The sequence below is a fragment of the Pseudomonas sp. P20 genome (genome assembly GCF_016463925.1).
GTDB classification, from domain to species: Bacteria; Pseudomonadota; Gammaproteobacteria; order Pseudomonadales; family Pseudomonadaceae; genus Pseudomonas; species Pseudomonas aeruginosa.
Window position 1 is genome coordinate 1 of record NZ_JAEMVM010000025.1, and the last position, 12,782, is coordinate 12,782.

A 12,782-nucleotide genomic window follows, 5' to 3' on the forward strand; every position below is an offset into this window, starting at 1 on the left:
GCATCAACCAGGGTGGCCTGGGTCTGGTCAGCGGTAACTATGACCTGGCTTACCAGGGCAACAACCTGACCATCACCAAGGCACTGCTGAATGTGATCGCTGATGCCAAGACCAAGGTCTATGGCGACGCCGACCCGAGCCTGACCTTCCAGGTCAGCGGCCTGAAGAACGGCGATACCGCCGGTGCCGTCCTCAACGGCGGCAGCCTGAGCCGCGCCGCAGGCGAGAACGTCGGCGTGTACGGCATCAACCAGGGCGACCTGGCATTGAACAGCGGTAACTACGACCTGAGCTACCAGGGCAACAACCTGACCATCACCAAGGCACTGCTCAATGTGATCGCCGATGCCAAGACCAAGGTCTACGGCGATGCCGACCCGAGCCTGACCTACCAGGTCAGCGGCCTGAAGAACGGTGATAGCGCCGGCTCGATCCTGACCGGCGGGCTGAACCGCGACGCAGGCGAGAACGTGGGTGTGTATGGCATCAACCAGGGCGGCCTGGTGCTGACCAGTGGCAACTATGACCTGGCCTACCAGGGTAATGACCTGACCATCACCAAGGCGCTGCTCAACGTATTCGCCGATGCCAAGAGCAAGCAGGTCGGCACCGCCGACCCGGCGCTGACCTATCAGGTTTCCGGCCTGAAGAATGGCGATAGCGCCGGTCAGGTGCTCGCCGGCGGGCTCGGTCGGGTGGGCGGCGAAGCCGTAGGCCAGTACGACATCCTCCAGGGTGGGCTTGCCCTCACCAGCGGCAACTACCAGCTCAACTACCAGGGCAACCTGCTGAGCATCCTGCCGCTGCCGGTCACGCCGGGCGACCTGGGGCAACTGGCAGCGCTCTCCGACTTGCGCGAACTGCAGAAGGGGCGCGATCCGGATACTCCCGGGGATGCGGTCTACCGCACCACCACGCTGGAAAACCCGTTCCTCGAAAACCCGTTCCTGCGCGCCTACGCTCTGGGCATGGACGTCAGCGATCCTAACCTGCTGCCGGCTACCGCCGCGAGTCCGGCGGAGGACGCCAGCGCCAAGCGGGTGGGGCAGTTCACCGATCGTCCGCTCAGGGCAGAGGCCGAGAGTGGGGCGGGTTGCTCGAACCAGAGCTACCTGGCCGACTACTGGAGCTGCTTCAACAAGCCTCTGAATTTCTAACCCTTTTCGCAATGCGCACTATCGTCTCCGGGCGGTAGTGCGTCATCTGCCCGAGGTGAATGATGAAACCTTCGCAATGGACGCTTCGCTGGGTGACGCTCTGTGGCTGCGGGATGCTGGCTGCTTCCGCCGCCGCCGTGGAGTTGCCAGGGACTGTACAGCCATCCCAGCTCGATGAACGCTTCAAGCCCCGCAGCGAGCCGCAAGCCAAGCCCGAGGCGCCGCTGGTGGTGCCCAAGCAGGTCGCGCCGCAAGGCAGCGAACAGATCCGCTTCGAACTGCGCGAGATACGCATCGAAGGCAACACCCGCTATGACAAGGCGGTGCTCGAGTCCTATTACCAGCATATGCTCGGCAAGCAGGTGTCCCTGGCCGAACTGGTCGACCTGGCCAACCGCCTCACCGCCAAGTACCGCCAGGACGGCTACCTGTTGACCCAGGTAGTGGTGCCGGAGCAGAGCATCGAGGGCGGCAAGGTACGCCTGCAGGTGATCGAGGGTTACCTCGAACACGTGCAGATCAAGGGAACCGTCGATGGGCCGCGGGTGCGGGTGGAGGAACTGCTCGCACCGCTGACCGAAAAACGTCCGCTGGATGCCGATACCCTGGAGCGCGGCCTGCTGCTGGTCGGCGACCTGCCGGGGGTCAACGTGCAGAGCGTGCTCAGCCCGGGTCAGGCGCTGGGCTCGTCGAACCTCGACGTGGCCTTGCAGCAGCAGCGATACGAAGGCTTCGTCAGCCTCGACAACCGCGGTTCGCACTACACCGACCCGACCACCCTGGCCTTCGGCGCCACCGAGTTCTCCCGCCTGGGCTTCTACGAGCAGATCGACGTGCTCGGTGCGATCTCGCCGTTCAGCGATGCCACCCGCTACATCCAGTTGCGCGGCACGTTGCCGCTGGGCGGCATGTTCGCCGGCGATACTCTGCAGATCATGGGTTCCTATTCGAAGGTCAACCCGGACATCCCGGACTCGGTATTCCCCTTCGACAGCGTCAGCAAGAGCACCGAAGGCAGCATTTCCTACAACCATCCCTTCATCCGCTCGCGCTCGCAGAACCTGAGCGGCGGCCTGGCGTTGCAGTGGAAGGATACCGAGACCCGCCTGCGCGACTTCGCCAGCGACGCCTCGAACCCCGGTCGTGACCATGTGCGGGTGTTCCAGCAACGCCTGACCTATGACTGGGTCGACCGCTGGATGGGCATCAACCTGGCGGAGGTGCGCAACAACATCGGCCTGGACATGTGGGGCGCGACCAAGAAGGACGATGAACGTCGTTCCCGCGAAGTGGCCGACGGACGTTTCGTCTATCTCAACGGCAACATCGGGCGTCTGCAAGGGCTCGGTGGACCCTGGTCGGTGTATGGCGAATTGCAATGGCAGTACAGCTTCGACCCGTTGCTGCCGAGCGAGCGCTTCGGCGTCGGCGGCAGCGGGATCGGTCGCGGCTTCGCCCCGGGCAACATCACCGGTGACCGTGGCTTCGCCCTGAAGCTCGAACCGCGCTATGGCCAGGCGGTGGGCTATAGCTGGCTGCGCAGCTACCAGGCCTACGCTTTCTACGACTGGGGCAAGACCTACAACCTCGACGTGGACGATGACGAGCAGCAGAAGCTCGGCTCGATCGGTGCCGGGGTGCGCTTCAACCTCACCGACCAGTTGTCGTTCAACCCGGAGATTGCCCGCCAGGTCATCGGCGAGCCAGCCGACCAGCGCGATGGGAAGCGCGAGACGCGGGTCCTGTTCAACGTGGTGGCGCGCTTCTGAACCCTGCCGGCCTCCGTTCCGGAGGCTGCTGACGGAGCCCCTCTCCGGTTCTGCGGAGAGGGAGGTTCGTGCTCAATTCCGAGTGTTCTTCTCAAACTTTCGATTTCTTCGATTTTTTATATCGATGCCGTCAATCCGTGCCAAGGCCGGTCGGAGAGGCGTATTCTTGCTGTAACTCCTGTACTAGAGCGGTTCTTCGCACTATTTCAAACGTCGATGAATACTATTGGCGCGCTTCGTTTTCCAATCGAGTTTCCCGAACAGAGAATGGCCCCACGTAACGAATACCTGGAGCCACTGCCATGAAACGCCCGCTGATCCTCGCCATCGCCCTTGCTACCCTGACCGCCAATGCCGCCTTCGCTGCACCGCGGGTCGAATCCATCGCCCTGCGCGGTGCCCAACAACTGATCGCCTCCGACGGTTCCGACCGTACCCTCGAACGCCTGCGCAAGACCCAGGCGCCGCGCGTCCAGGAAGAACGCCGGGTCGCCGAAAGCGGCAGCGAGCAGACCATCGATCGCTTGCACCGCGACATGACCAGCCGCGAGGCGCGCCTGGCCGAGAACGGCAGCGAACAGACCGTCGACCGTCTGCACAAGGACATGGGGCGCGTCGATCTGCGCCTGGCCGACAACGGTAGCGAGCGCACCGTCGACCGCCTGCATCGGGAGATGCGGCGCCCCGCCTGACACCGCGGATCACGCCGCAAGGTGCGAGAAAAGCCCGGCTCGATGCCGGGCTTTCTTATTGCCGAGAAGGTGCGGTGTTCCATGGGGAGGACGGATAACGCCCCAGGCGTTATCGCCGATACGCCGCTGTCGGGGCAGCGACGCGCGACGGCATTGGCCTCAGTGCAGGCGGTCGCGTTGCGCCAGGCTAGGGAACAGCTTCATCCACGCTCCGGTGACCACCAGGGTGCCGATCCCGCCGAGGACCACTGCCGGTACCGTGCCGAACCAGTGTGCGGTGAGCCCGGACTCGAACTCGCCGAGCTGGTTCGAGGCGCCGATGAACAGGCCGTTCACCGCGCTGACCCGGCCGCGCATCTCGTCGGGGGTTTCGAGCTGCACGAAGGCGCCGCGGATGACCATGCTGACCATATCCGCGGCGCCGAGTACCACCAGCACGCCGAGGGACAGCCAGAACGATTTCGACAGGCCGAAGGCGATGGTTGCCAGGCCGAAGATGCCCACGGAGAGGAACATGATCCGCCCGACGTTGCGTTCGATGCTGAAGTGCGCCAGCCAGAACGACATCGCCAGGGCGCCCACCGCTGGAGCCGAGCGCAGCAGGCCGAGGCCCCAGGGCCCGGTGAGCAGGATGTCCTTGGCGAACACCGGGAGCAGGGCGGTGGCGCCGCCGAGGAGCACGGCGAACAGGTCGAGGGAGATTGCCCCGAAGATGTCCGGTCGGCTGCGGATGAAACGGATGCCGGCGAGCAGCGAGTCGAGGGTGGCCTTGCCCTGGGTGAGCGGCTGGTTGCGTACCGGCAGGCTGAGCGTCAGGACGCACGCGAGGACGTAGAGAGTCGCGGTCGGCACGTAGACCCAGGAGGCACCGAACGCATAGAGCAGGCCGCCGAGGGCCGGGGCGGCAATGGTCGCCGCCTGCATCGCCGAAGCCGAAGCGGCCACCGCGCGCGGGAACAGCCCGGCCGGTACCAGGTTCGGTAGCAGCGCCTGGGTGGTCGGCATTTCGAAGGCGCGGGCGGTACCGAGGGCGAAGGCGAGGACGAAGATCATGTTGCGGGTGATCTCTCCCGAAGCCGCGCCGAGCACCAGTGCCACCGCCACCAGGGCCTGGCCGGCCTGGCAGAGGGCGGCGATCCTGCGTCGGTCGTAGCGGTCGGCAACATGCCCGGTGTGGAGCATGAACAGTACCCGCGGGAGGAATTCGACCAGGCCTACCAGGCCCAGGTCGAGGACATTGCCGGTCAGTTCGTAGATGTGCCAGCCGATGGCCACGGTGAGCATCTGGAAGCCGCTGGCGGTGCAGACGCGGGCCAGCCAGAAGGCGAGGAAGGGACGATGGCGGAGCAGGGAGCTGGGTTGGCTGGACATGCTGGGGTCGGGCGTTTCGAGAGGAGGGCGGAGAGTAACATGTGGTTACCTCTTGGCTGTTGCCATTGCCGAAATCGAAGATTCAGAGAAGCGCACGAAAAGGTTGGAGCCGGCCTGGCAGGCGACCAAAGTCGAGTGTCCATGGGGCCTTCCAGCGGTAGACGGGACTTTTCCTCGGGTGCGACTTGTCGCTAAAATTAACTCCTGAGTCAGGTTTTTCCGCCTGCGTGCTCCACCTCGTCCGTCCGGACGAGCTGTTCAAGCCTGAATAACGACATGGGTGGGAACCGTACCACCCAGAGGAACTTGCATGTCCAACCGTGATATATCCCGGCGCGCCTTTCTCCAGGGCGGGTTGATCGCCGGCGTGGGTGTCACCCTGGCGCCGCTCGGCAGCCAGGCGTTCGCTGCCTTGTTCGAGAACCAGGTGACCGTTTCCGCCCAGCGCTGGATGGCGGGCAACGGTCAGGTCCGTTTCCGTAACGACGCCTTGTCCAAGGTCTGCGGCAACAAGGTGTTCGCCCGCGATATCCGCGCCAGGGACATGCCCGGCTGGCCGCAGCAGCAAGGCCACGCCATGTTGCTGAAGACCGTTCGCGCCGACCGCATCTACGAAGGCCACGACCTTTCCTGGCTGGGCGCCGAGTTGCAGCCGGACCGTATCGTCACCGCCGCCGACCTGGAGAAGGACGGCATCGTCTTCCCCGAGGCGCATTCGCCCGATCCGCTCCTGCCGCCGGGCAAGGTGCCGATGTTCATCGGCCATCCGGTGGCGATCCTGATCTGGAACGACTTCGAGCGCTTCCGCCGGGCCAAGCTCAAGCTCAAGTTCAACGACAAGGCGATCCGCTATGGCGCCCAGGCCCCGCTGTACCAGGGCGATCCCTACGGCAGCTATCGCTTCGTCCGGGTCGGCGGCAAGACGCCCTACGAGGACGACGAGTTCTCCAGCCTGAAGGACTCGATGCTGTTCCCCACCATCCTCAACCGCAAACCGGTATGGACCAGCGAGCCGAAGCTGCACGGCGACCTCACCGAGCAGGGGCTGTTCCATGCCAAGCGCATGGCCGAGCAACTGGAAAACCCGCCGCAGGACTGGCTGGTCTTCGACGAGCGCTACAAGACCCCATCGATCGAGCCGGCGGCACTGGAGCCGGACAACGGCAACGGCTGGTACGACGCGGCGAGCAAGACCTTGCACTTCGTGGTCGCCACCCAGTGCCCGTTCGAAGTCGCCTACGAAAGCGTGCACATGATCAAGCCGTCGCGCTTCGCCCTGGAGAAGTTCAACATCCATCCGGGCTATACCGTCGGCTACGGCTCCAAGGACAACAACATCTTCGTCTTCTATGCCGCGCTCGCCGCGCTGTATGGCGAGGGTGTGCCGGTGCGCCTGGCCAACGACCGCTACGAGCAGTTCCAGAGCGGCATCAAGCGCCACCCGTTCGACATCCGCTACCAACTGGCGGTAGACAGGAACGACCTCGGCTTCCGCATCTTCCGCGCCGACATGAGCGCCGACGGCGGCGGGCGCGCCAACTACAGCGCCTCGGTGGCGGCGGTGGGCGCCACCGCCGCGCAGTCGATCTACTACATGCCGCAGAACGACCTGGCGGTCACCGCCTATCATTCGCGCGGCGTGGAGGCCGGCTCGATGCGCGGCTACGGTACCCTGCAGACCATGGCCGCGACCGAGATGATGGTCGACGAGATCGCTGGCCGGCTGGGCGTCGACGCCATCGACCTGCGTCGTCGCAACGCCCTGCGCTCGGGCATGAAGAACACCCAGGGCGCGGTCCCGGCCGGTGCCCTGCGCCTGCACGAGATCCTCGACAAGGCCGCTGCCCACGAGGTCTGGAAGGACCGCGACGCACGCAAGAAGCGCTTCGACGCGGAAGACCCGGACAACTGGTATGGGGTCGGCTTCGCCATTTGCCAGAAGGACTTCGGCACCGGCGCCGAGGCGCCGATGGCGAGCATCGAGTTCAGCGCCGACGGGCGCATCAGCCTGCGCCACATCGGCACCGAGATCGGTACCGGGATGTCCACCTCGCAGGCCTTCGTGGTCGGCGACTTCCTCGGCCGTCCGGCGGACGAGGTGAAGACCGCCGAGACCGAATGGCCCGAGCTGCGGCTCACCACCAAGGGCAATCCCTACCTGATGAGCCAGGCCGAGCAGGACGCCGCGCTACGCGATCCGCGCTGGGTCGGCAAGCTGGCCTCGCCGTCGTCGGCGACCAACTCGGCGTTCTATTTCAGCCACGCCACCCGCGAAGCCGCGCGCGTGCTGTTCAACCACGGCCTGTGGCCGGCGGCCCTGGAGCTGTGGCGCAGCGGTCCGTTCGGCGGCCAGGCCAATCCCTATGTGGTGCGCCGCGAAAACGCGGTATGGGTCGACGGCCAGTTGACCGGCAACGGCCTGGCGCCGATTCCCTTCGCCGAGCTGGCGAAGAAGGCCCACGAGATGGGCCTGGTCACCGGCGTCAGCGTCCACGGCTTCAACCGCTGGAGCTGGGCCGAGGCGGACTTCGTCATCGATGGCGTGCGCGAGCGCCTGCCGCTCGACGCCATGGCGGTGAAGTACGGCGACGGCGCGCCGGGAGTGAAGAAGGCGATGATGAACAGCGCCGGCTTCCACCTGCTCGACCGGCAGAATCCGGCTTATCCGGCGACCCAGCTGAACAACGCGATGGTCACCTACTACAGTCCGGTGGCGACCCTGGTCGAGCTGAAGGTGAACAAGGGCAGCGGCGAGGTGCAGGTGCTCGACCACCATTCCTGGATCGAGTGCGGCCGGGTGCTGGTGCCGGAGCTGGTCAAGGGCCAGCTGGAGGGCGGCATCGCCATGGGTATCGGCCATGCGCTGCTGGAGGAAATGCCGCTCTACGAGGGCGGCCCTGCGGAAGGGGACTGGAACTTCAACCGCTACCGGTTGCCGCGGGCGAAGGACGTGGCGGTTTGGAACCAGACGGCGGAGATCCTCCCGCCGCTGTCGCCGACCGATCCGGCCAAAGGCATCGCCGAGGTGGTGATGATCCCGGTGGTCGGCGCCATCGCCAACGCCGTGGCGCACGCCACCGGCAAGCGCGTCCGCGACCTGCCCATCACTCCCGCCCGCATCAAGGAGGCCCTCCATGGCTAACCGCAAGCTCCAGATGACCCTCAACGGTCAAACCGTCGGTCCGGTGGAGGTCGCCGAAGACCTGCCGATGATCGACTACCTGCACGAATACCAGAACCTCACCGGCTCGCGCCTGGGCTGTGGCCAGGGCATCTGCCATGCCTGCGTGGTGATCGTCGACAATCCGGACGGCACCAGCGAGGAAGTGCGCACCTGCATCACCGGCGCGCACTACTTCGACGGCAAGAAGGTTCGCACCATCGAGGGCCATGCCCAGCGCGACGAGAATGGCGACATCCGCGAGCTGAACCCGATCCAGCAGAAGTTCGTCGACCAGTTCGCCTTCCAGTGCAGCTATTGCGCGCCGGGCTTCGTCAACGCCGCCACCGTGCTGGTGGAAAAAGCCCAGCGCCAGCCGATCAAGCGCAGCGAGCTGGAGCAGGCGATCGAGGACAGCCTCGGCCATCACATCTGCCGTTGCACCGGCTACGTGCGCTACTACAGCGCCACCCGCGACGTGCTCGACGAACTCGGCCTGGTCAAGGAGGCTTGAGGATGAAGCGCACCCTTTCCGGCCTCGCCCTGGCGCTGGCCGCGCTGTCGCCGTTCCTGGCCTCCGCCGCCGGCGCCGACGCGGCGCTGGTCAAGCGCGGCGAATACCTCGCCCGCGCCGCCGACTGCATGGCCTGCCATACCGCCGAGGGCGGCGCGCCGTTCGCCGGCGGGCTGCCGATCCAGTCGCCGTTCGGCACCATCTACGGCACCAACATCACCCCGGACAAGGAACACGGCATCGGCGCCTACAGCGCCGACGAGTTCTTCGCCGCTCTTACCGAGGGCAAGCGCAAGGACGGCGCCTACCTCTATCCGGCGATGCCCTACACCTCCTATCACCTGATCGAGCGCGAGGATGCCGACGCCATCTACGCCTACCTGATGGCCCAGGAGCCGATCGCCCGGCCGGCGCCGCAGACCAGCCTGAGCTTCCCGTTCAACGTGCGCATGGGCCTGGCCGGCTGGAACCTGCTCTACGGCAAGAGCGTGCGCTTGCAGCCGGAGGAAGGGCGCAGCGAGGCCTGGAAGCGCGGGCAGTACATGGTCGAGGTGCTCGGCCACTGCGGCGAGTGCCATACCCCGCGCAACCTGGCCGGCGCCCTGGCGCAGGACAAGCGCCTGAGCGGCGGCCTGCTCAACGGCTACCTGGCGCCCAGCCTGCTGCCCGGCGACCTTGCCGCGCGCGGTTGGACCCAGCCGGACCTGGCGAGCTTCCTCAAGCACGGCATGAGCGCCCAGGGCAGCATGTTCAACGAGATGTTCCCGGTGGTGCACCACAGCACCCAGCACCTCGACGACAGCGACCTGGCAGCCATGGCCACCTACCTGCTCGGCGACCAGCCGCCGCCGGCCAAGGTGGTCCAGGCGCTGCCCGAGGCGCAGCTGAACGACAGCGGCAAGCGCGGTCGCCAGCAGTACCTCAACGTCTGCGCCGGCTGCCACGGCGGCGAAGGCGAGGGCAAGCCGCATATCGCGGTGGCGATGAACGGCAACACTACCCTGCGCCTGCAAGACCCGCGTAATCTGTTGCGAGTGATCGAAGACGGCATCGTCGAACAGCAGTTCACCGGCTTCGAACGCATGCAACCGATGCCCGGTTTCGCCGGGAAACTCGACGACGAGCAACTCACGGACCTGCTCAACTACCTGCGTCAGACCTGGGGCGGATTGCCCGGTGACCTCGGTCCCCAACAGGTCGCGCAATTGAAGATGGAGAGCGCTTCGGCGCATACCGTCAAGGTGAAGTGAATCGTGCAACACCTCGATCTACAGGTGGTCCGCAAGGCGCTGAAGTGGTCCGTGGGCGGCGAACGGGTGTGGTTCTGTACCGTGCTCACGACCTACGGCTCGGCGCCCCGCGCGCCGGGATCGCTGCTGGCGGTGAACGCCAGCGGTGAATGGATCGGCTCGCTGTCCGGCGGCTGCGTCGAGGATGATTTCCTCGAGCGGGTCGCCGCCGGCGGTTTCCCCGATCCCGCGGTGATCGTGCGCTACGGCGAGGGCGACGACCCGAACTCGAACATCCGCCTGCCCTGCGGCGGCATCCTCGACGTACTGGTGGAAAACCTGGCGCCGGACTGCGATGTCCAGGCCCATCTGCGCGAGCTGGAGTCGGCGTTGCTTGGTCAGCGCCGCCTGCTGCGCGAGGTCGAGCTGGGCAGCGGCGCGCGCAGCCTGCGCGACGATTCCAGCCACGGCCCTCGGGCTGAACGCGACGGCGAGTGCGTGCGCTTGCGCGTCGGCGCTGCCCAGCGCCTGCTGCTGGCCGGCTATTCCAGCGTCGCCCATGCCTGCGCCGAGTTCGGCAAGGGCCTGGGCTTCGAGGTGATCCTCTGCGACCCGCGCGAAGAAGCCTTGCGCGGCGTGGTGCTGGAGGGCATCGAGATCCGTCGCGAGCTGCCCTCGCTGTTCATCGCCGACGGCGGTTGCCACGCCGATACGGCGGTGGTGGCGTTGACCCACGATCCGAAGATCGACGACCTGGCGATGCTCGAGGCGGTGCGTACCGAAGCCTTCTATATCGGCGTGATGGGATCGCGGGCGACCTCGGAGAAACGCTTCGAGCGCCTGCGGCGCATCGGCGGCCTGGGCGATGCCGAACTGGCGCGGATCCACGCGCCGATCGGCCTCAACCTCGGCAGCAAGACGCCGGCGGAAATCGCCCTGGCGGTGCTGGCGGACATTCTTCGCATCCGCAACGGCATTCCCCGCGAGCGGCTCTGATGGTCGCCGCCGACGAGGTGCTGTGCCTGGTCCTGGCGGCCGGGCAGGGGCGCCGCTTCGGCAGCGACAAGCGCCTGGCGCGCCTGGCTGATGGCACGACCCTGCTGGCGGCCAGCGTGGCGCGGGCGCGCGAGGCGTTCGCCGAGGTGCGGGTGGTGGTGCGTGCCGGAGACACCCCGGCGAGCCTGGGCCTGCCGGCGCAGCAGCGGCTTGTCCACAGCCTCGATGCATCGTTGGGCATGGGCCACAGCCTGGCCGCCGGCGTCGCGGCGGCGAGGAACAGCACGGCCCGGGCCATCGCCGTCCTGCTCGGCGACATGCCCTGGATCGCCGCCGATACCCTCGAGCGTCTGGCCGCGATGGCCACTCCCGAAGCCATCGTGTTTCCCCTGTACGACGGTCAGCGCGGCCATCCGGTGCTGTTCGGCCGCGCTTTCTGGGACGCGCTTGCGCAACTGGACGGCGACCAGGGCGCGCGCCGTGTGCTGCAGGCCCATCGTCCGGCCTGGTGCGAGGTGCCGTGCGACGATCCGGGCGTACTCCGCGACGTGGACACCCCGGCGGCGCTCGGCTGACTATTTTCCCGCTTTCAGGATCACGAACTTCGGATTCGCCGCGACCTGCTCGACCCCGCGGAACAGCCGCTTGAGCTTGGCGTGGTAGCCCAGGTGGCGGTTGCCGACGATCCACAGTTCGCCGCCCGCCGCCAGGGCATCGCGAGCCTGGAGAAACATGCGCCAGGCGAGGAAGTCGCCGACCACCTGCTGCTGGTGGAACGGCGGGTTGCACAGGACCAGGTCCAGCGAGCCCGCCGCCTGGCCGACCAGGCCATCGTCGGCGCGGAACGTCGCCGGCCGCTCGCCCAGCGCCGCTCGCCAGTTTTCCCGCGCCGACTGCACGGCCATGTACGACTCATCCACCAGGGTCAGCTCGGCCTGCGGGTTGAGCAGCGCGTAGGCGATGCCGAGCACCCCGTTGCCGCAGCCCAGGTCGGCGGCGCGTAGCGCGCCGAGGCTGCGTGGCAGGTGCGGGAGGAAGGCGCGGGTGCCGATGTCGAGACCCTCCCGGCAGAATACGTTGGCGTGGTTGAGCAGCGTCAGCGGCGGCTGCTCCAGGCGATAGCGGGTCGGATAGGGCGAGCGCGGTTGCGGGCGCTCCGCTGCCTCGGCGATCAGCAGGCGGGCCTTCTTCACCGCCAGCGAAGCGTGCATCGGGCCGATGTAGCGTTCCAGCAGGTCGCCGGCGGCGCGCGGCAAGTGCTTGACCATCCCCGCGGCGACGACCTGCGCGCCCGGTGCCAGTTGGCCGTGCAGGCGGATCAGTTGCTCCTCCAGCAACGCGAGGGTCTTCGGCACCTTGACCAGTACGTGATCGAAGGGCCCCACGGCGGTTTCGCTGGCCGGGACGAAGCGCACCGAGCCCAGGTCGAGGCCGTTGCGCGCGAGGTTCTTGCGCAGGGCGAGGAAGCCCAGGTGCGAATCGCCGCTGCTGGTGACCTGGACGTGCGGCGCCAGGCTCGCGGCGAGGGCGCCGAAGGCGTCGTTGAGGACCAGCACCCGGCATTGCGCCGTCACGCCCCGTTCGTGCAACTGGTTGAGCAGGTATTCGTCGGCGGCGTCGAACGCCTGGAGGGGCTCGCCGTCCTGCTCGGGCTGGCGGACCAGGTCGAGCTGGGCGAAGGGGGTGGCGAATAGAGGCATCGGGTTCCCGGCGGGGCGAATCCCGCTCGTCAATTAACAATCTGTCGAAACTGAGAGCTGGTTGGAGTTCTCCAGCTTGTGCGGCACACGGATATGCCGAAAAATTCTTTACCCGGCTCTGGTTAGTCGTTTCCTTACCGACGAGTCATCCAGCCGGGCACGCCAATAATAACCGGGCTAGGGCTTCGATAGCG

The 12,782-nt window shown here is 66.7% G+C and carries 10 protein-coding genes; 8 read left to right on the plus strand and 2 right to left on the minus strand.

Features of this window, described 5'->3' with window-relative positions; translation table 11 throughout:
* From JHD77_RS24875 to JHD77_RS24885, 3 genes are all read left to right on the plus strand, one after another.
* On the plus strand, positions 1-1,157 hold a 1,157-nt coding region (locus JHD77_RS24875; protein WP_267907523.1), incomplete at its 5' end, for an MBG domain-containing protein.
* Positions 1,158-1,219: 62 nt separating this feature from the next.
* Entirely contained in the window at positions 1,220-2,926 is a 1,707-nt protein-coding gene (cdrB, locus tag JHD77_RS24880) for a two-partner secretion system transporter CdrB (RefSeq protein WP_003094915.1), read from the plus strand.
* A gap of 302 nt (positions 2,927-3,228) precedes the next feature.
* Complete coding sequence (locus JHD77_RS24885) at positions 3,229-3,618, plus strand: hypothetical protein (protein ID WP_003106768.1); 390 nt, start codon at positions 3,229-3,231, stop codon at positions 3,616-3,618.
* 159 nt (positions 3,619-3,777) lie between these two features.
* On the opposite strand, the gene JHD77_RS24890 is transcribed toward JHD77_RS24885, so the two are convergent.
* Entirely contained in the window at positions 3,778-4,989 is a 1,212-nt protein-coding gene (locus JHD77_RS24890) for an MFS transporter (RefSeq protein WP_003094912.1), read from the minus strand.
* 310 nt (positions 4,990-5,299) lie between these two features.
* Between JHD77_RS24890 and JHD77_RS24895 the strand changes: the two genes are divergently transcribed.
* The 5 genes from JHD77_RS24895 to JHD77_RS24915 are packed head-to-tail and all read left to right on the plus strand — an operon-like array spanning position 5,300 to position 11,463.
* A complete protein-coding gene (locus tag JHD77_RS24895; RefSeq protein ID WP_003106770.1) occupies positions 5,300-8,131 on the plus strand; it encodes a xanthine dehydrogenase family protein molybdopterin-binding subunit in 2,832 nt (943 codons plus the stop codon).
* Positions 8,124-8,663: a (2Fe-2S)-binding protein gene (locus JHD77_RS24900; protein WP_003104869.1), complete on the plus strand. Its 540-nt coding sequence runs from the start codon at positions 8,124-8,126 to the stop codon at positions 8,661-8,663. The genes JHD77_RS24895 and JHD77_RS24900 overlap by 8 nt, the downstream gene beginning before the upstream one ends.
* A 2-nt stretch (positions 8,664-8,665) precedes the next feature.
* Complete coding sequence (locus tag JHD77_RS24905; protein WP_003104871.1) at positions 8,666-9,913, plus strand: cytochrome c; 1,248 nt, start codon at positions 8,666-8,668, stop codon at positions 9,911-9,913.
* A 3-nt stretch (positions 9,914-9,916) separates the two neighbouring features.
* Positions 9,917-10,888, plus strand: coding sequence for an XdhC family protein (locus JHD77_RS24910; protein ID WP_003104873.1), 972 nt, complete (start codon positions 9,917-9,919; stop codon positions 10,886-10,888).
* Positions 10,888-11,463 (plus strand): nucleotidyltransferase family protein, encoded by a 576-nt coding sequence (locus JHD77_RS24915; protein ID WP_003104875.1) that lies wholly within the window; start codon positions 10,888-10,890, stop codon positions 11,461-11,463. Before JHD77_RS24910 ends, JHD77_RS24915 begins: the two co-directional genes overlap by 1 nt.
* Here the strand turns inward: JHD77_RS24915 and JHD77_RS24920 are convergent, their stop codons facing one another.
* A complete protein-coding gene (locus JHD77_RS24920) occupies positions 11,464-12,588 on the minus strand; it encodes a methyltransferase (protein WP_023116212.1) in 1,125 nt (374 codons plus the stop codon). It abuts the gene before it with no gap.
* Positions 12,589-12,782 lie beyond the last annotated feature (194 nt).

What these genes read in the sequence shown, in the direction of transcription:
- cdrB (WP_003094915.1), top strand. Translation starts at nt 1,220, where the DNA reads ATGAAACCTTCGCAATGGACGCTTCGCTGGGTGACGCTCTGTGGCTGC.
- JHD77_RS24885 (WP_003106768.1), top strand. Translation starts at nt 3,229, where the DNA reads ATGAAACGCCCGCTGATCCTCGCCATCGCCCTTGCTACCCTGACCGCC.
- JHD77_RS24890 (WP_003094912.1), bottom strand. Translation starts at nt 4,989, where the DNA reads ATGTCCAGCCAACCCAGCTCCCTGCTCCGCCATCGTCCCTTCCTCGCC.
- JHD77_RS24895 (WP_003106770.1), top strand. Translation starts at nt 5,300, where the DNA reads ATGTCCAACCGTGATATATCCCGGCGCGCCTTTCTCCAGGGCGGGTTG.
- JHD77_RS24900 (WP_003104869.1), top strand. Translation starts at nt 8,124, where the DNA reads ATGGCTAACCGCAAGCTCCAGATGACCCTCAACGGTCAAACCGTCGGT.
- JHD77_RS24905 (WP_003104871.1), top strand. Translation starts at nt 8,666, where the DNA reads ATGAAGCGCACCCTTTCCGGCCTCGCCCTGGCGCTGGCCGCGCTGTCG.
- JHD77_RS24915 (WP_003104875.1), top strand. Translation starts at nt 10,888, where the DNA reads ATGGTCGCCGCCGACGAGGTGCTGTGCCTGGTCCTGGCGGCCGGGCAG.
- JHD77_RS24920 (WP_023116212.1), bottom strand. Translation starts at nt 12,588, where the DNA reads ATGCCTCTATTCGCCACCCCCTTCGCCCAGCTCGACCTGGTCCGCCAG.